This is a genomic window from Azospirillum oryzae, assembly GCF_008364795.1.
Classification (GTDB): Bacteria; Pseudomonadota; Alphaproteobacteria; order Azospirillales; family Azospirillaceae; genus Azospirillum; species Azospirillum oryzae.
Genome location: NZ_VTTM01000014.1, coordinates 155,418 through 172,543, shown reverse-complemented (window position 1 = coordinate 172,543; position 17,126 = coordinate 155,418). Strand labels below are relative to the sequence as shown.

16 protein-coding genes are annotated in these 17,126 nt (G+C 67.8%); 11 read left to right on the top strand and 5 right to left on the bottom strand.

Going from position 1 to position 17,126, the window contains the following annotated elements:
• Nucleotides 1–245: 245 nt before the first annotated feature.
• Nucleotides 246–1,364 carry a bifunctional DNA-binding transcriptional regulator/O6-methylguanine-DNA methyltransferase Ada gene (ada, locus tag FZ938_RS26945; protein WP_246458069.1) on the top strand — a complete coding sequence of 373 codons (1,119 nt, stop codon included), beginning with the start codon at nucleotides 246–248 and terminating at the stop codon, nucleotides 1,362–1,364.
• An 11-nt stretch (nucleotides 1,365–1,375) separates the two neighbouring features.
• Complete coding sequence (locus FZ938_RS26940; protein WP_246799118.1) at nucleotides 1,376–2,059, top strand: 2OG-Fe(II) oxygenase; 684 nt, start codon at nucleotides 1,376–1,378, stop codon at nucleotides 2,057–2,059.
• Nucleotides 2,060–2,063: 4 nt separating this feature from the next.
• Here FZ938_RS26940 and FZ938_RS26935 read toward each other — a convergent pair whose 3' ends face one another.
• Genes FZ938_RS26935 through FZ938_RS26920 form a run of 4 tightly spaced genes read right to left on the bottom strand, consistent with a single transcriptional unit; the run spans nucleotide 2,064 to nucleotide 5,888 of the window.
• Nucleotides 2,064–2,882, bottom strand: a complete 819-nt coding sequence (locus FZ938_RS26935) for an ABC transporter permease (protein ID WP_149201347.1) — start codon at nucleotides 2,880–2,882, stop codon at nucleotides 2,064–2,066.
• A complete protein-coding gene (locus FZ938_RS26930) occupies nucleotides 2,879–3,643 on the bottom strand; it encodes an ABC transporter ATP-binding protein (protein ID WP_149201346.1) in 765 nt (254 codons plus the stop codon). Before FZ938_RS26930 ends, FZ938_RS26935 begins: the two co-directional genes overlap by 4 nt.
• A 35-nt stretch (nucleotides 3,644–3,678) precedes the next feature.
• Nucleotides 3,679–4,656, bottom strand: coding sequence for a YVTN family beta-propeller repeat protein (locus FZ938_RS26925; protein ID WP_149201345.1), 978 nt, complete (start codon nucleotides 4,654–4,656; stop codon nucleotides 3,679–3,681).
• On the bottom strand, nucleotides 4,653–5,888 hold the full coding sequence (locus FZ938_RS26920) for an ABC transporter substrate-binding protein (protein WP_149201358.1): 1,236 nt from the start codon (nucleotides 5,886–5,888) through the stop codon (nucleotides 4,653–4,655). The genes FZ938_RS26925 and FZ938_RS26920 overlap by 4 nt, the downstream gene beginning before the upstream one ends.
• A 199-nt stretch (nucleotides 5,889–6,087) precedes the next feature.
• Here FZ938_RS26920 and FZ938_RS26915 point away from each other — a divergent pair, with 199 nt between their 5' ends.
• The 6 genes from FZ938_RS26915 (at nucleotide 6,088) to FZ938_RS26890 (ending at nucleotide 11,999) form a co-directional block, all read left to right on the top strand.
• Nucleotides 6,088–6,966, top strand: a complete 879-nt coding sequence (locus FZ938_RS26915) for a transporter substrate-binding domain-containing protein (protein ID WP_246458073.1) — start codon at nucleotides 6,088–6,090, stop codon at nucleotides 6,964–6,966.
• Nucleotides 6,967–7,004: 38 nt separating this feature from the next.
• Nucleotides 7,005–7,871 carry a quinoprotein dehydrogenase-associated SoxYZ-like carrier gene (locus FZ938_RS26910; protein ID WP_149201343.1) on the top strand — a complete coding sequence of 289 codons (867 nt, stop codon included), beginning with the start codon at nucleotides 7,005–7,007 and terminating at the stop codon, nucleotides 7,869–7,871.
• A complete protein-coding gene (locus tag FZ938_RS26905; RefSeq protein WP_149201342.1) occupies nucleotides 7,868–8,833 on the top strand; it encodes a quinoprotein relay system zinc metallohydrolase 1 in 966 nt (321 codons plus the stop codon). Before FZ938_RS26910 ends, FZ938_RS26905 begins: the two co-directional genes overlap by 4 nt.
• Before the next feature lie 253 nt (nucleotides 8,834–9,086).
• A complete protein-coding gene (locus tag FZ938_RS26900; RefSeq protein ID WP_149201341.1) occupies nucleotides 9,087–10,850 on the top strand; it encodes a methanol/ethanol family PQQ-dependent dehydrogenase in 1,764 nt (587 codons plus the stop codon).
• 205 nt (nucleotides 10,851–11,055) lie between these two features.
• Complete coding sequence (gene pedF / locus FZ938_RS26895) at nucleotides 11,056–11,484, top strand: cytochrome c-550 PedF (protein ID WP_174757542.1); 429 nt, start codon at nucleotides 11,056–11,058, stop codon at nucleotides 11,482–11,484.
• A 56-nt stretch (nucleotides 11,485–11,540) separates the two neighbouring features.
• A complete protein-coding gene (locus tag FZ938_RS26890; RefSeq protein ID WP_149201339.1) occupies nucleotides 11,541–11,999 on the top strand; it encodes a cache domain-containing protein in 459 nt (152 codons plus the stop codon).
• A 133-nt stretch (nucleotides 12,000–12,132) separates the two neighbouring features.
• Here FZ938_RS26890 and FZ938_RS26885 read toward each other — a convergent pair whose 3' ends face one another.
• The gene (locus FZ938_RS26885; RefSeq protein ID WP_149201338.1) at nucleotides 12,133–13,929 is read right to left on the bottom strand and encodes a tetratricopeptide repeat protein; all 1,797 of its coding nucleotides are present in this window, start codon (nucleotides 13,927–13,929) and stop codon (nucleotides 12,133–12,135) included.
• Nucleotides 13,930–14,173: 244 nt separating this feature from the next.
• Here FZ938_RS26885 and FZ938_RS26880 point away from each other — a divergent pair, with 244 nt between their 5' ends.
• The 3 genes from FZ938_RS26880 to FZ938_RS26870 all read left to right on the top strand — a co-directional run bounded on the left by FZ938_RS26880 (nucleotide 14,174) and on the right by FZ938_RS26870 (nucleotide 17,126).
• On the top strand, nucleotides 14,174–15,154 hold the full coding sequence (locus FZ938_RS26880) for a L,D-transpeptidase (protein ID WP_246458075.1): 981 nt from the start codon (nucleotides 14,174–14,176) through the stop codon (nucleotides 15,152–15,154).
• 101 nt (nucleotides 15,155–15,255) lie between these two features.
• The gene (locus tag FZ938_RS26875) at nucleotides 15,256–16,125 is read left to right on the top strand and encodes a branched-chain amino acid ABC transporter permease (RefSeq protein WP_109156151.1); all 870 of its coding nucleotides are present in this window, start codon (nucleotides 15,256–15,258) and stop codon (nucleotides 16,123–16,125) included.
• Entirely contained in the window at nucleotides 16,122–17,126 is a 1,005-nt protein-coding gene (locus tag FZ938_RS26870; RefSeq protein ID WP_149201336.1) for a branched-chain amino acid ABC transporter permease, read from the top strand. The genes FZ938_RS26875 and FZ938_RS26870 overlap by 4 nt, the downstream gene beginning before the upstream one ends.

The window sequence follows — 17,126 nt, the reverse complement described above, 5'->3', positions numbered from 1 at the left end:
AGACGTGGGAGAGTAGGTCGCCGCCAGGTCACTCAGACTCAAGAGACGCCAAACACGAAGCATAAGCTTGCATCTTCGCACCAATTCGAAACGCCCCGGTTCATCAGAGCCGGGGCGTTTTCGCGTTTGGGACGCTGCGACACAATTCGAAAGCAAGCGGCGGAGTGTGCCGCTCCTCCTGACAGTTCACATTGCTCCCTCATCTCGCCACCGAGCCTGTAAGCTTCATGCAGGGAGAGGGACACATGACCGTTGCACCCGACACGACCATCTCCGGAGCGGGCATCTCCGGAGCCGGCATCTCCGAAGCAGCCGACTCCGATAGCGGCCGCTGGGAGGCATTGCGCCGCCGCGATCCTGCCGCCGACGGGCGGTTCGTCTATGCGGTCCGCAGCACCGGCGTCTATTGCCGGCCGAGCTGCGCCGCGCGGCCGGCACGGCCTGAGAATGTCGTGTTCTATGCCGGCAATGCCGAGGCGGAGCGGGCGGGGTTCCGGCCCTGCAAACGCTGCCGGCCGGATGGGCCGAGCCAGAACGACCGCCGGGCCGAGGCTGTGGCCCGTGCCTGCCGCCTGATCGAGGAGGCTGAGGAGGCGCCCCTCTTGGAAGAGCTTGCAACGGAGGCGGGGATGAGCCCGCATCACTTCCATCGCATCTTCAAGCAGGTAACTGGCGTCACGCCGCGCGCCTATGTCCAGGCCAACCGTGCCACCCGCATCGCCGGTGCTTTGCAGCAGGCCGGCAGCGTGACCGAAGCGATCTATGAGGCCGGCTATGGCTCTTCCGGGCGGTTCTACGAGACCGCGGGGGCACGGTTGGGGATGACGCCGACCAGCTACCGCAAGGGCGGGGCGGGGGAGACGATCCGTTTCGCGGTCGGGGTCTGCTCGCTCGGTTCGATCCTGGTGGCAGCGACGGAACGCGGGGTGTGCGCGATCCTGCTAGGCGACGATCCCGATCTGCTGCTTTGCGATCTGCAGGACCGCTTCCCCAAAGCGGAGTTGATCGGTGGGGATGCGGCTTTCGAGACGACCGTGGCGCAGGTGGTGGGGTTCGTAGAGGCGCCCGGGACGGGGCTCAATCTGCCATTGGACATCGGCGGCACCGCTTTTCAGCAGCGGGTGTGGCAGGCGTTGCGCGCCATTCCGGCCGGCCGGACCGCCAGCTATGCCGAGATTGCCGGCGCCATCGGCGAGCCGGCGGCCGTGCGGGCGGTGGCGCGGGCCTGCGGCGCCAACCCGATCGCCGTGGCGATCCCCTGCCATCGGGTGGTGCGATCCGATGGCGGACTGTCCGGCTATCGCTGGGGCGTGGAGCGCAAACGGGACCTGTTGGACCGTGAGCGCAAGGAGGCGGCGCAGTGAGGATGCTGGAGATGTTGGACTGGACACGCATCGAAGCAGAGCTGGAATCGGTCGGTCATGCGGTCGCGGGGCCGTTGTTGGACGCGGAGACCCGCAGCGCCTTGGCGGGACTTTATGAGCAGGAAGCTCCGTTCCGCAGCCGGGTGGTGATGGAGCGGCACGGCTTCGGCAAAGGTGAATACAAATACTTCACCTACCCGCTGCCTGAGCCGGTCACCGCCCTGCGCGCGCCGCTCTACCGCCGGCTGGCGCCGGTGGCCAACCGCTGGGCGTCGGCGATGAGGCTCGACACCCGCTATCCGGCGGATCATGCGGAGTTTTTGGAGCGCTGCCATGCGGCTGGACAGGCACGGCCCACGCCGCTGCTGCTGAAATATGGTCCCGGCGACTACAACTGCCTGCATCAGGACCTGTATGGCGAGACGGTGTTCCCGTTGCAGGTCGCCATCCTGCTGTCGGCACCGGGCCAGGATTTCACCGGTGGCGAGTTCGTCCTGACCGAGCAGCGTCCGCGCATGCAATCGCGCGCCACCGTGGTGCCGCTGGGCTTGGGGGATGCGGTGATCTTCGCGGTGGACCAGCGCCCGGTGCAGGGCACCCGCGGCACCTATCGTGTCCGGCACCGCCATGGCGTCAGCCCGGTGCGCTCAGGCGCCCGCCACACGCTGGGCATCATCTTCCACGACGCGGCGTAAGGCCTCATCCCGCCGCCGACGGCGCCCGTGATCCCATGCCGCGCGCGGGGGAATAGCCGCGCACCGCCAGGGCCGCGAACAGCAGGGTGGCGCCGGTGACGACCGCCAGCGCCAGACCGTCGATCCGGCCGTAGAGCGCGAAGCGGATCAGCTCCACCCCATGGGTAAAGGGATTGAGGCTGCACAGCCACCACAGCAGCGGTCCGGCCTCCTCCATGCGGTAGAGCGGATAGAGGGCGGAGGAGAGGAAGAAGAGGGGGAAGACCACGAAGTTCATCACCCCGGCGAAATTCTCCAGCTGCCGGATGGTGGAGGCCAGGACCATGCCGAGCGCCCCCAGCATCAGCCCGTTCAGCAGCAGGGCCGGCAGCACGGTCAGCGGCGCCCAGAGCGGAAGGTCGATGCCGTAGAGCCGGACGATCAGCAGGAAGGCCGCAACCTGGAGAACCGAGACCACAACGCCGCCCAGCAGGCGGGCCAGCAAAAGGAAGGCACGGGGCAGCGGGCTGGTCAGCAGGATTCGCATACTGCCCATCTCGCGGTCGTAGACCATCGACAGCGAGCCCTGCATGCCGTTGAACAGCTGGATCATACCGATCAGCCCCGGCACGATGTAGACCTCGTAGGGGATGTAGGTCTCGTAGGGTGGGATGATGGCGATGCCGAGCGCGGCCCGGAACCCCGCCGCGAAGACGAACAGCCACACCAGCGGCCGGACCAGCGCGCCGAGGAAGCGTTCGCGTTGATGCACGAAGCGCAGCACCTCGCGCGCGACGATGCCCTGAAAGGCGATCCACCATCCCCCGAACCGCCGGCCGGTCATGCTGCGGTCTCCACCTCGGCAATGGGGCGTGCGGCGGTCAGCCGGTCGAAGCTCTCCGCCACGGTGGCGCAGCCGGTCTCTTCATTCACCGCGGCGACCGGCCCATTGGCGCGAACCCGGCCACGGTGCAGGACCACCACATGGTCGGTGGTGGGGTCGATCTCGTCGATCAGATGGGTGGCCCACAGCACGGCGATTCCATCCTCCGCGCACAAGGCATGGACATGACGGATCAGAGTGCGGCGGGCGGGGATGTCCAGCCCGACCGTCGGTTCGTCCAGCAGCAGCAGGGTGGGGCGGTGCAGCAGGGCGCGGGCGATCTCCACCCGCCGGCGGTGGCCGCCGTTCAGCGCGCGGACCTTTTCGGCCCGCCGTTCGAAAAGGGACAGTCGGGTGAGTTCCGCTTCGATCCGCCGGTCGGCCTCGCGCCGGCCGATGCCGTGCAGGGCCGCGAAATAGCGCAGATTCTGCACCACCGTCAGGTCGAGGTCGAGGGTCGGCTGCTGGAACACCACGCCAAGATGGGCCAGCGCGTCGCCAGGTGCCTGCATGATATCGTGGCCGTGGATGTGCACCCGTCCGGCGGTCGGCCGCAGCAGGCCGGTGGCGAGCGCGAACAGCGTGCTCTTGCCTGCGCCGTTGGGGCCGAGCAGGCAGGTGAAGGCGCCGGGCATTACGCGGAAGCCGACATCCTCCAGCGCGAGCCGGTTTCCGCCATAGCTGTGGCGCAGTCCTTCGACATCCAGTGCCGGCACCGTCATTCCACCGTTCCTCTCCGCCTCGGCCCCTGTTCGTCTCACCCCTTGACCGCCACGCCCCAGGGATAGCGACCGACCTTGACCGTCTTCGTCACCTTCAGGGCATCGACGTCGATCACCGATACGTCGCCGCTGACCCCATTGGTGGTGTAGAGCGTCTTCTGGTCGGGCGTCAGAGCCAGTTGCCAGACGCGACGGCCGACCAGCAGGTAATCCTTCACCTCGAAGGTCTTGGCGTCCACCACCGCGACGTGGTTGGCGGGCCCGAGCGCCACAAAGGCATAGCGGCCGTCGTCGGTCAGCTTGACGCCCACCGGCTGGATGCGGTCCTTGGCGACGCCCTTGATATGGAAATCAACGACCTTCGTGACCTTGCGGGTGGCGGTGTCGATGACGCTGACGGTGCCGCCGATCTCCGACGAAACCCACAGCTGCGAACCGTCCTTGGTGAACTGGGCGTAGCGCGGGCGGGGGCCGACCAGCGTGTTGTCGACCACCTGCCGCTTTTCCATGTCGATCCAGTGGACCATGCTGGTCGTCTCGGAGGTGTTGACGCCCCACCGGCCGTCGGGGCTGACGTCCATCCCCTCCGGCTCCACCCCGACATCGACCTGGAAGGCGACCTTGCGCGAGGACACGTCGACCACGGTGACGATGTTGCTGTCCTCGTTGGCGATGATCAGGCTCTTGCCGTCGGGGCTGAGGGCGAACTGTTCGGGATCCTCGCCGGACGGAAGGTTGTGGACGATCTTTCTGCTGGCGAGGTCGAGGACCTGCACCGCATGGTCGTCGCTGGCGCAGATGAACAGCTGGGTGCTGTCCTTCGACAGGGTGATGCCGCGCGGGCGCTTGCCGACCTTGATCGTGTCGGTGACCGCCATGGTCTTGCCGTCGATCACCGACAGGGTGTTGTCCTTCTCGTTCGACACATAGATGGTCTGGGCCGAGGCGGCAGACGCCAGGAGGGCGGTGGCCAGGGCTGCTAAGGAAATGCCGGTGAAGCGGGCGGCGGTCATGGCGTGGTCTTTCCTCGTGTCTTGCAGAGCGTTTCCGGTTGGTCGTAGCCCAGGCTGTCCAGTTCGGTGCGCGGGTGCAGGAAGCCCTCCTGCGGCGATACCGACACCACAGACCGGTCGGCGGCCAGCAGCACCGGCTGGCGCAACTGCCCGTCCCAGGGCCGCAGGCTGAGCGGTGCGCCGCGGAAGGCCGACATGGTGAAATCGGGCGACTGGATGAAGGCGATCAGGCGGTCGGGATCGGCGGAGCGGGTGCGGGCGGCAGCCTCGCCCACCACGCGGACGGCGGTCCAGTCATTGTGGTCGCGCGCGGTCATCGGGCGCTTGGCCGCGGCCTTGAAACGGGATTGCAGCTGTGCTGCGCCCCATTGCTCGTGGGTGCGGTGCCAGACGGTGGGGACCAGCCCCTGGGTGCCGGCGACCGGGCGCGGATCGGCGGTGCGGTAGGACAGGTAATCGCCGAATTCCCCAACCTCGTCGGCGACGATCAGCACGTCGTAGGCCTTGGCCTGGGTGAAGACCGGGATTTCGGATTCGGCGGTGCGGTTGACGTCGCTGTCGGCGGTCCATTCCTTCTCCGCCACGATCTGCGCGCCGAAGCGCTTGGCGGTGCGGCGGATCGCGTCGGCATACAGCTTGTCCTCCGGCCGGCGTCCGGTGACCAGGAACCAGCGCGGCCAGCGCTTCTTCACCAGATATTGGCCGAGCGCGTCGGCCAGCATCGCCCGGCTGGGCGCCACATGGACGAGGTTCGCGGCGCAGGCGCCGCCGCGCAGTGCGTCGTCGGGCGCGTTGGCGTTCAGCAGCAGCAGGTTGCGGGCCTCCGGCAGCTTCGACAGGGCCTCTACCGTGGTGCCGGGCGCGTCGACGATGACGAAGCGGTCGCCGCGGCCGGCCAACTCGCGCAGGGCGGCGGCGGCATCGCCGTCCGGCGGAACCTCCACGCTGTCGAGCAGGAAGGCCTGCTTGAGGAACTTGCCGGTCGTGTTGTTGTCGGCGATGGCGAGCGTGGCGCCGGCCAGACCGTCGTCGGCCGCCGGCTCGTCGGGGTTGGCGACGGAGGGCGGCGGTTCCGGCGTCTGCGACAGCAGGCCGATGCGGATCTCGGAGATGGAATCGGCACCGGCGGTCTGGGCTGCGGCACCGGCATCAGGCGTTCCGGCCAGCAGGACCGCGGCGAGGGCGGCCAGCGATGCGCTGCGGAGAAGGCCAGGGAGGCGGGGCTTGGTCATCATATCCGTCGGAACGCCAACTGTTTGGTGTGCAGCCTATCGGGCGAATCCGGACGGCGGAATGCGACTATGGAAGGATGGACAGGCGGCGGCGGGAGAGGGACTCCGTCTTGTACGAAAGTCCAATTATTGGCGTGACGGAACGATCGCTATCCTGGCAGCCCGTTCCATGATGAAACCACCACTGCCGGGACTTGCCATGGCGTATGTGACCCGCCGCCGATTCCTGTCCGGACTGGCCGCAAGCTGTGCCGCTGTCGGAATCGCGTCCGCACTCGGCGTTCCGCGGAGTGCCGCCGCCCGGCCGCTGGACGAGGTGATGGAGCGTGGCCGGCTGCGCGTGGCGGTCTACCGCGACTTCCCGCCCTTCTCCTTCCAGCGCGACGGCAAGCTGGTGGGCATCGACGTCGATCTGGCCAAGGCGATCGCGGAGAAGCTGGGCGTCAAGGCCGACATCTACGAGCAAATTCCCGGCGAGACGGTGTCGGACGATCTGCGGGTGGCGGTCTGGCGCGGCAGCCTGTTCGGCGGCGAATTGGCCGACATCATGATGCACATCCCCTATGACAAGCAGTTCGGGCTGATGAATCCGGAAGCCGTGCTGTTCGGCCCCTATCATCACGAGGTGTTCGCGCTCGCCCGCGACCCGCAGCGGGTGCGCTCCGCCATGCTGGCGACCCTGCCGGACGAACCGATCGCGGTGGAGATCGACAGCGTTCCCGACTTCTTCCTTCTGGGCCTGCAGGGTGGCCGGCTGCGAAGCCGCGTCATCCATTGCCCGACGCCCGAGGCCGCCATCGGGAAGCTGACCTCCGGCGAGGCGGCGGCGGTGCTGGCGCCGCTGAGCCAGGTGCAGGCGGCGCTGGGTGCGCGGTCCGAGCAGTTCCCGGTCACCACCGTGACCCTGCCGGGCATGATGACCTCCAACTGGAACATCGGCATGGCGACCAAGGAAAACTCCCGCGACCTCGCCTACAGCATCGGCGACGCGGTGACGGCGCTGACCGAGGACGGGACGATGGGCCGAATCTTCGCCGCCTACGGCGTCATCCACACGCCGCCGCCGCTGGTGGAGTGAGCGGGACGGAAGGAACCTGGCCGGTCGGGAGGAGATGGATGGGACACGCCCTTTACCAAGCAGGATTGGCCGGCGCGATGATCGTCGCCGCAGGCGTCGCGTTCGCCGCAGGCTCTCCGTCCGACCCGCTGAACTCGGTGATGTGGGAGGCGTTGCGCGACCAGTATTTTGCCGGCGCGCCGGTCGTTTTCGACGATGCCGTCCGGGTCAACGCCCCGGCGGCGGCGGAGGACACGCGCGCGGTGCCGGTTTCGGTCGATGCCACGGCGCTGGGCCACGTGGTGGAGATGGTGGCGATCGCCGACCTCAACCCCTTCCCGCTGGTGCTGCGCTACCATCCCGGCACAGCCGCGCCCTACATTGCCACCCGCATCAAGATTCAACAGGCCACCGCCGTGCGTGGTGCGGCGCGGACCGCGGACGGGGTGTGGCATGTCTCCGGCGTGATGGTGGATGCGGCGGGTGGCGGCTGCAGCGCGCCGCCGGCCTCCTATGCCCAGAAGGATTGGGCCGACCATGTCGGCGAGGTGCAGGCCCGGCTGTGGCCGGCGGACACCGATGGGGTGGCGCGGCTGCGGCTGCGCATCCGCCACCCCAACGACACCGGTCTGGTCGACGGCATTCCCGCCTATTTCATCGAGACCCTACGGGTCGATGCGCAGACCCCCGGCGGTTCGCCGGAACTTGCGCGGATCGACAGCCTGGAACCGGTGTCGGAGAACCCGGTCTATTCGCTGGACGTGCGTCCACCGCCGGACGCAACGGCGCTGGTGCTGCGCGGCCGAGACAACCAGGGCGGCGAGATCCGCGCGACGATCCCTATGCCGCCGCCCGGCGCCCAACCTGCGATGAGGCCGGCGATGTCCTTGAAGCCCGCCGACCAGCCCTGGAGTGTCGGGCAATGAGCATGACGCTTCTGCGCCGGCTGGCGCTGACCACCGCCTTTGCCGCCGTCATGATGGTCGGCGCGGCGACGGGATCGGCACGGGCGGCCGGGCCGCTGACCTATGATCTGAAGCCGACGCGCATCGCCCCCGACACCTATGTCTTCGAAGGCTCGACCAAGCATTTCACCCGCGCCAACGGCGGCAACATCCTGAATTCCGGCTTCATCGTCACGGCCGACGGGGTGATCGTCATCCAGACCGGTCCGTCCCGCCGCTATGGCGAGGAGATGCGCGCGGCCATCCGCAAGGTCACCGAAAAGCCGATCCGCAAGGTCTTCATCAGCAACCTGCACCCCGACTATTGGCTGGGGTCCCAGGCTTTCGCCGATGTGCCCATCGCGGCCCTGCCCGGCACCATCGCCGGCATCCAGGAGGAGGGGAGCGGCATCGCCGACAACATGTACCGGCTGGTCGGCGACTGGATGCGCGGCACCGAGGTGACGGTGCCGACCGAGCCTGTCTATGGCTCGACCGTCAGGTTCGGCGACCACCGGCTGCGGTTGATCCCGCTGAGCGGACACACCGCCGCCGACCTGATGATCCTGGACGAGACGACGGGCGTGCTGTTCGCCGGCGGCGTGGTCTTCTGCGACCGCACCCCGACGACGCCGCACGCCACCGTCGCCGACTGGTTGAAGGAACTGGACACGGTCGATGGCCTGGACATCCGTTTGCTGGTGCCCAATCACGGGCACATCCGGTCGGACAAGGCCTGCGTCGCCCAGACGCGCGACTGGCTGACTTGGCTGGACGGGACGCTGCGCCATGCGGTGGACTCCGGACTCGACATGGCGGAAGCGTTGGAACTGCCGATACCTGAGCGATTCGAAGTGCTGGACGTGCTTCGCGAAGAGTATCGCCGCTCCGTCGCCCATCTCTGGCCGAAGATCGAGCAAGCTGCTATGCCGCGGGTCAATTGAAGCGCGGCGGGTGAAGCGCGGGGGTGAAGCGCGGTGGGCTGACGCTTACGCCTGCTACTATCCGACAATTTACCCAACCGATCATCCGTCTACACTGCCGATATCGTAAAGCGACGCGGTCCCTTCGGCCGTCAAAAGCTTAAAAAGCCGCCCCCGATCCCGCTTTCGCCCGCTGGACCCGCCCGTCCGGCGGCAACGGACGGGTCATGCGCCGGGCGGTGCCGTCATCATCAGTTTTGGGAGGCAACCGCATATGAAGCGCCTGGTTACAAGTCTCGCCCTGGCAGCCTCGCTGACCGCGTTCAGCGCCACCGGCGTCCTGGCCGCCGACGCTGCCGGCCCGTCCAGCGACGATCTGCTGAAGAGCGCCACCAACACCGAAGCGGTCCTGACCTATGGCATGGGGCCACAGGCCCAGCGCTTCAGCCCGCTGACCGATCTCAACGCCGACACCGTCAAGAAGCTGGTCCCGGTCTGGTCCTTCTCCTTCGGCGGCGAGAAGCAGCGCGGCCAGGAAGCCCAGCCCATCATCTATGACGGCACCATCTACGTCACCGGTTCCTACTCCCGCCTTTATGCGGTCGATGCCCGCACCGGCCACAAGAAGTGGGAATACAACCACCGCCTGCCCGACGGCATCATGCCCTGCTGCGACGTCGTGAATCGCGGTGCTGCGATCTACAAGGACAAGATCTACTTCGCCACGCTGGACGCCCGCCTCGTCGCGCTGAACCGCGAGACCGGCAAGGTGGTGTGGAACAAGAAGCTGCAGGAATACAAGGAAGGCTATTCCAACACCGCCGCCCCGCTGATCATCGACGGCAAGATCATCACCGGCAATTCCGGCGGCGAGTTCGGCGTCATCGGGATGGTCGAGGCCCGCGATGCCGAAACGGGCGAGCTGGTCTGGCAGCGCCCGACCATCGAAGGCAACATGGGCACGCTGAACGGCAAGGAGTCGACCGTCACCGGCAAGACCAATGCCAGCTGGCCGGGCGACATGTACAAGACCGGCGGCGGCGCCACCTGGCTGGGCGGCACCTATGACCCGGAGACCAAGACGCTGTTCTTCGGCACCGGCAACCCGGCGCCCTGGAACTCGCACCTGCGCCCCGGCGACAACCTCTACACCTCGTCCACGCTGGCCATCAATCCGGACAATGGCGAGATCAAGTGGCACTACCAGACCACGCCGCATGACGGCTGGGACTTCGACGGTGTCAACGAGTTCGTGTCCTTCGACCTGAAGAAGGACGGCAAGGTCATCAAGGCCGGCGGCAAGGCCGACCGCAACGGCTTCTTCTACGTCATCGACCGCACCAACGGTAAGCTGATCAACGCCTCGCCCTTCGTCACCAAGATCACCTGGGCCAAGGGCATCGACATCGAGACCGGCCGTCCGATCTACAACGACGACAACCGGCCCGGCGCGCCCGCCACCGGCGATGCGCATGATGCCAAGGGCAAATCGGTCTTCGCGGCTCCCGCCTTCCTGGGCGCCAAGAACTGGATGCCGATGGCCTACAACCCGCAGACCGAGCTGTTCTATGTCCCGGCCAACGAGTGGGGCATGGACATCTGGAACGAGCCGATCACCTACAAGAAGGGTGCGGCCTATCTCGGCGCAGGCTTCACCATCAAGCCGCTGTATGACGATTATATCGGCGCGCTCCGTGCCGTCGATCCGAAGACCGGCAAGATCGTCTGGGAATACAAGAACCCGGCCCCGCTGTGGGGCGGCGTCCTGACCACCGCCGGCAATCTGGTCTTCACCGGCACGCCGGAAGGCTATCTGAAGGCCTTCGACGCTAAGTCCGGCAAGGAAGTCTGGAAGTTCCAGACCGGCTCCGGCGTGGTCGGCAGCCCGGTGACCTGGAAGATGGACGGCGAGCAGTATGTCGCCGTGGTCTCCGGCTGGGGTGGTGCGGTGCCGCTGTGGGGAGGCGACGTCGCCAAGTTGGTGAAGGACATCAACCAGGGCGGTTCGCTCTGGGTCTTCAAGCTGCCGAAGGCCTGACCGCAAGAGCGGCCAAGCGGGAAGGGGGCGGGCCGGAGCAATCCGGTCCGCCCATTTCCGTGCCTGCCCCTATCTAGACGATTTCGTTATCTTTTCACCGATGTCCTACCATAGTCCAATTATTCGTAGGTCCCACTGCTGATAACGTCTGCTCATGCGAAGCAAAGGCCGCAGGGCGGCTAGAAACAGAGGGAACGTCTTTCTCATGAATGCACGGATTATTCGACTTGCCGCCGCCGTTGGTCTGATCGGCGCCGTCGCTCTCCCCGGTCTGGTCTATGCCCATGGCGATGTCGTTCCCCAGCCGGTCGACACCACCGGGCTGGATAAGCTGGGCGAGACCTGGCGGGACAGCAATCCCTACCGCGGCAACGAGCGCGCCATCGAGATCGGCGCGTCGGCCTTCAACCAGAATTGCGCGCGCTGCCACGGCCTGGGTGCGGTGTCCGGCGGCATCGCTCCCGACCTGCGTTATCTGGAAAAGGGCGATGCCGGCGACGAGTGGTTCAAGGAGCGCGTCACCAACGGCTCGATCCGCAACGGCGTGACCTATATGCCGAAGTTCGGCGAGGCGCTGGGCCAGGAGGCTCTGTGGTCGATCCGTTCCTGGCTGGAAACCGTGCACGAGGAATGACCCCTGCCGGATCATTGGTTCTTCCCTTCCACGCTTCACATCCAAGGTGGTCATCCATGATTCGCAGAACCGCATCACTGGTCGCCGTCGCGGCCGCCCTGCTGGCCGCTCCCGCCTTCGCGGCCGATCACGCCACGCCGGAACAGGCGAAGTCGCTGGTCGCCGACGCCGTCGCCTACCTGAAGGCCAAGGGGCCGGATGAGGCGACCAAGGCCTTCCAGGACCCCAAGGGCAGCTTCCGCCGCGGTGAGCTGTATGTCTTCGTCTTCGACACCGACGGCCGTTACGTGGCCTCCGGCGCCAACCCGAAGCTGGCCGGTACCGACGCCGCCAATCTGAAGGACGCCGAAGGCAAGCCCATCGTCCAGTCAATGATCTCTGAAACCAAGGAAAAGCCGAACGCCGTCATCGACTATGTCTGGCTGAACCGCCAGACCAACAAGGTCGAGCACAAGCATTCCTACATCACCCGCGACGGCCGTTACATCGTCGGGGCCGGCACTTATGACCAGTGAAGACTGATCCGTGACCGCGTGACGCGCCGTTCGCGGCCGATGCCCTGAAACTTGACCGCCCGGCTTTCCCACGAAGCATTGTTTCGTGGGAAAGCCGGGCGGAACTGTTTTGGGGAACCGGCGGGGCTTCGCCTCAGAACAGTCCCTGCGCCTCGCGCGCGTAGTCCAGCAGCCGTTCCACCGACCGCGCGCGGTCGGCCGTTTCGGCAAAGCGCGTCCGCGCCGCCTCTGCCGCCTGCGCCCGTGCGGCGGAGTCCTGCCCAAGCGCCACGGCGCGTTCCAGGAAGGCCGTCTCGTCGGTGACGGTCATGGCCGGCCCGACGACGCCGGCGACATCGCCCCGGGCGTAAGCCACCACCGGCAGGCCGTCCGCCAATGCGAATGCGGCACTGCCGCCGCCGCCCTGGCGCGGCGGGTTGAGGTAGACCGTTGCCACGCCGTACAGCCCGCGAATGCCTTCGACATTGCCCAGTGCATGCATCCGCGCCGCGTTGCGGGTGGCGGCGATCCGGCCGGGCAACTCTGTCACCGCGCCGGCGAAGGCGACCTGCCCATCCGGCACGCGGTCGAGAAGGCGGTCGAGCGTCTCCAGGAATTCCGGCCCGACCTCCTGGTCCAGACGGTTGCCGACCACGACGTAAAGCGGCCCGTCCGCGGGCAGGCCGAAATCCGCGCGGCTGCGTGCGGGACCGGCGGCGGGCAGCGTCCAGCCGAAGGAGAAGGGACGGAAGCGCGCCCGCGCCTCCTCCGGCCAGCCGGCGGCATCGTCCTCCGGCGCATAGCCCAGCAGGAGGGTGGCGAGCGAGGGCGACAGGCCGCTGGAGGTCGGCAGGAAGACCACCGGGCGGCTGCCTGCGAACAGGTCGGCCACAGTGTTGGACCCGCCGAAGGCGACGATCACGTCGGGGTCGAACCGCTCCACCGCGTCGACGATGGCGGTCAGCTTCTCCTCGTCGAAGCGCGGCTGCGGGAAGGACAGCATGCGGACGTTCGCGCCCTGGGCGGAGATGGTCTGCTCGCCGTCATAATCCTCGGTGACGTTGTAGCTGTATTCGGGGACGAAGCCGTTCTCCCCCTCCACCGCCATGGCGTTGGGATTGACGATCAGCACCTCGCAGCCATGGTCGTCCTGCAGCCGGCGGGCGTAATCGAAGGCATCGGCCGTGGGCTGGTGGCCTTCGCCCAGCATCTGGTTGGTTATCAGCGCGACCCGTTTCACCGCCGCGCGCGGAGATGTCCGGCGCAGGCGGGCCTCCAGGGCGTAGCGGCGCGCGGTCTCCTCCACCAGAAGCCGGTAGAAACGGCGGAACTCGCCATTGGTGAAGGCGCCGACGTCGCCCTTGCGCGCATCGCCCTGGAACAGCCGCAGGGCGATGCCCCAATAGGCGTAATGCATGGAGGGCACGGAGAAGCGAAGGGGGTCTTCCAGCGCCGTGTTCACCAGATTGCGGTAATAGGCGATGTCACCGCTCAGCAGGAACAGCAGGGACTGGCGCCGCATCACGTCGCCCATGGTATAGCGGGCATCGACCTCCGCCGCGGCGTCGGCGCGGATGTCGTCGTCATAGCGGCGGATCAGATTCGCAAGCGCGCCGACATTGCCCCAGCCCTCGCCTTCGTTGGTCAGCAGGCTCAGGGCGCGGGCGAAGCTGAGCGCCGCCTCGCGCTGTCGGCCGGAGGCATGCAGGGCGTGGCCCAGATTGGCGTGGAACAGGGGAGAGCTGTCGTCGCCGGCCACCGCCTGGGAGATTCGGTCGACCGCTTCCTCCGCCCGGCCGGATTGCAGGGCGATGACCCCAAGCAGATGGAGAGCGTCCGGATGGCCGGGCGAAGCGTCCAGCACGTCGCGGTACAGCCGCTCGGCCTCCGCGGTGCGGCCGGCGCGGTGGTGTTCCGTCGCGACGGCCAACGTCTGCTCGATCTGGTCCATGATGCACGTCCTTGCTGTCGGGGCGGCCCCCATCTCCCGGAGACCGTCGTCCCATGCTGTTTACTCTGTTTTAGGGGACACGCGATCAACTTTCCGCATGCGTAGACCTACGACCATTCGGGGAGGCCGCAGCCGCGGCATCATCCCCCGACCGACAACAGCCATTGCGGGCATCCTGGCACGGTGTCTTTTCTGGGGCCTGCTCGCCATCGCGGGCGCCATATCGGGTGCCACGGGGGCCGCCATGGGAGCCGCTGCGTCCCCGCCGATGGAAGGGACGGTCGAGGAGGCCACCGGCGGGCCGACGATCGCCATCAGCCTTGCAGACCGCCGGCTGTACCTGACCGGTTCCGACGGCAATGTCCGCAGTTTCCCGGTAGCCATTGGCCGTCCCGGCGTGCCGATCCCGGTCGGCGACAGCACCATCCTGCGCAAGCGCCGCGATCCGACATGGCGGCCGACCGCGCACCAGCGGCGCGACAAGCCATCGCTGCCGCGGGCGGTGCCGCCGGGGCCGAACAACCCGTTGGGCAAGTTCGCGCTCGACCTCGGCTGGCCGGCCATCGCCATCCACGGCACCAACGAGCCGGATTCGGTGGGCAGGCGAGCCAGCGGCGGCTGTTTCCGCATGCTGCCCGCGGATATCGAAACGGTCTTCGCGGCGACGGAGGTCGGCACGCCGGTGCGTGTGGTACGGGACTCGCTGGGCGGGAGCATGCCGGAACGGCCGGCGCCTCCGCAGGCGAGGACGCTGCCGGCTGCGGTCAAGGCGGTCCCGCCGTCCGTAGTGCGCCCGCAGCCGGCAGCCGTCGTTCCTGCTTCCACCATGCCCGCTGTGCCGGCGCCGGAGCCGGAGCCGCCACCCGCGCCGGTCGCCGATCCGCGCTGCGCCACGGTGACGGCGCCATCGCGGCGGATGATCTGCGACGTCCCCGCACTCACCCTGCTCGACGGCCGCGCCCGTGGGGCGCAGGAGCGGTTCCTGACCGGCATCGCCGATCCGGCGGCCCGCGCCGCGGCGTCCTACGACCTCATCCAGGACGAACGCCGCTTCCACGAGCGGGTTGCCGCGCTGTGCTGGATCCGCGCCGGGACCGAGGGCGACCCGGCGGTGGCCGCGGCGGCGCGGTCCTGCCTGACCACGGCTCTCGAACGCCGGCTGGCGGACGTGGCGGAACGGATCGCCGGCTTGCGGCGCGGGATGCGGCTGGCCGGACAGCCATAGCCGGAAAGGCAGATTGGAGGCCGCTACGGTCATTCTGGCTTGCCTGCATGCCTGCGGACTGCTAACCCGCAGAACCTAACCGTTCGGACAATCCGCCGCCCATGCCGATCGACTATTATTTGAACATCGCGGCCTCCGGCCTGCTGACCGGCCTGGTCTATGGGCTGGCGGCGCTCGGCCTGTCGGTCATCTTCGGCGTGGTGCGCGTCGTCAACTTCGCCCATGGCGAGATGATGGTGGCGGGCATGTACGGCGCCGTGCTGCTCGGCGGCTGGCTCGGGCTGGACCCGCTGCTGTCGGCGCCGATCATGGCGGCGCTGCTGTTCGTCTGCGGCTGGCTTCTGCAGCGCGGGCTGGTGAACAAGTTCGTCGAGCGGCCGGAGCATATGCAGTTCATCCTGCTGCTGGGCGTCGCCACCATCCTGGTCAACGCCATGCTGATGCTGTTCGGCCCCGACGCCCGCAACGTCCAGGTGCCCTACAGCTTCGACACGGTGGAGATCGGGCCGATGCTGCTGGATGCCGTGCGGCTGCGCGCCGGGGCGGCGGCCATCGTGGTGGCGGCGGCGCTGTTCGCCTTCTTCCGCTTCAGCCGGACCGGCAAGGCGATCCGCGCCTGCGCCGACAACCCGCTGGGCGCCCGGGTGGTCGGGCTGAACATCGACGGCCTCTATGCGCTGACCTTCGGCATCGGCGCCGCCGTGGTCGGGGTGGCCGGCGCGCTGATGACTCTGCTGGTCGACGCCCGGCCGCAGCTGGCGCCGGAATACACGCTTCTCAGCTTCATCATCGTCATCGTCGGCGGGCTGGGCAGCCTGCCCGGCGCGTTGCTGGGCGGCGTGCTGATCGGCATGTCGGAGGCGCTGGCCGGCTTCCTGCTGACACCGTCCCTGAAATCCCTGTTCAGCTACGGGGTGCTGATCGTGGTGCTGCTGCTGCGCCCGCAAGGGCTGTTGGGGAAACGGTCATGAGCGGGCTTTCGGGAGTGACCGGACGAGGGATGGTGCTGCTGGTGCTGGCGGCGCTGGGGCTGGCGGTGGCGCCCTTCGTCGCCGACCGCTATCTGGTGTCGGTGCTGACCACCGTGCTGTGGTTCGCCTATGTCGGGCAGGCCTGGAACGTGATGATGGGCTTTTCCGGCCTGCTGTCGCTCGGCCATGCGCTGTATGTCGGCCTGGGCGCCTATGTCAGCGCCGCGCTGTTCGTTCATTTCGGCGTGGGCCCTTGGGCCGGCATGGTGCTGGCGATGCTGGTGGCGGTGGTGGCCGGCTGCATCATCGGCTTCCTGGGCTTCCGCTTTGGGGTGAAGGGCGTGCATTTCGCCCTGCTGACCATCGCCTTCGCCGAGGTGGCGCGCATCGGCTTCGACCACATCACCTGGGTCGGCGGCTCCGGCGGGTTTTTCCTGCCGGTGGAGGCGGGGGCGAGCGATCCGCTGAACCTGCGCGGCTCGCCGGTGCTGTTCTATTACGTGGCGCTGGCGCTGGTGGTGGGAGCGCTGCTGCTGTCGCGGGTGCTGCTGCACAGCCGGCTGGGCTACCAGTGGCTGGCGGTGCGCGAGGAGCCGGACGCGGCGGAGGCGTCGGGCGTCGACCTGTTCCGCGCCCGCATGACCGCGGTGGCGGTGTCTTCCGCCCTGACCGCGCTGGGCGGGGTGTTCCAGGCCTTCTATTTCAACAACCTGTTCCCGGAGCAGGTCTTCTCCATGGGCCGCTCCATCGAGATCATCCTGCCGGCCATCGTCGGCGGCATCGGCACGCTGGTCGGGCCGATCCTGGGCGCCTTCATCCTGACCCCGCTGGGCGAGGCGCTGACCTTCCTGATCGAGGCCGGCGGGCTGGATTTGCCCGGCCTGAAGCAGTTGTTCTACGGCGCGGCGCTGGTGGTGATCGTGGTTTTCCGGCCGGAGGGTGTCTGGCCCTGGCTGGCCCGCCGCCTGCGTCTTGTCCGCCAGCCGGGGGAGGGTGCCTGA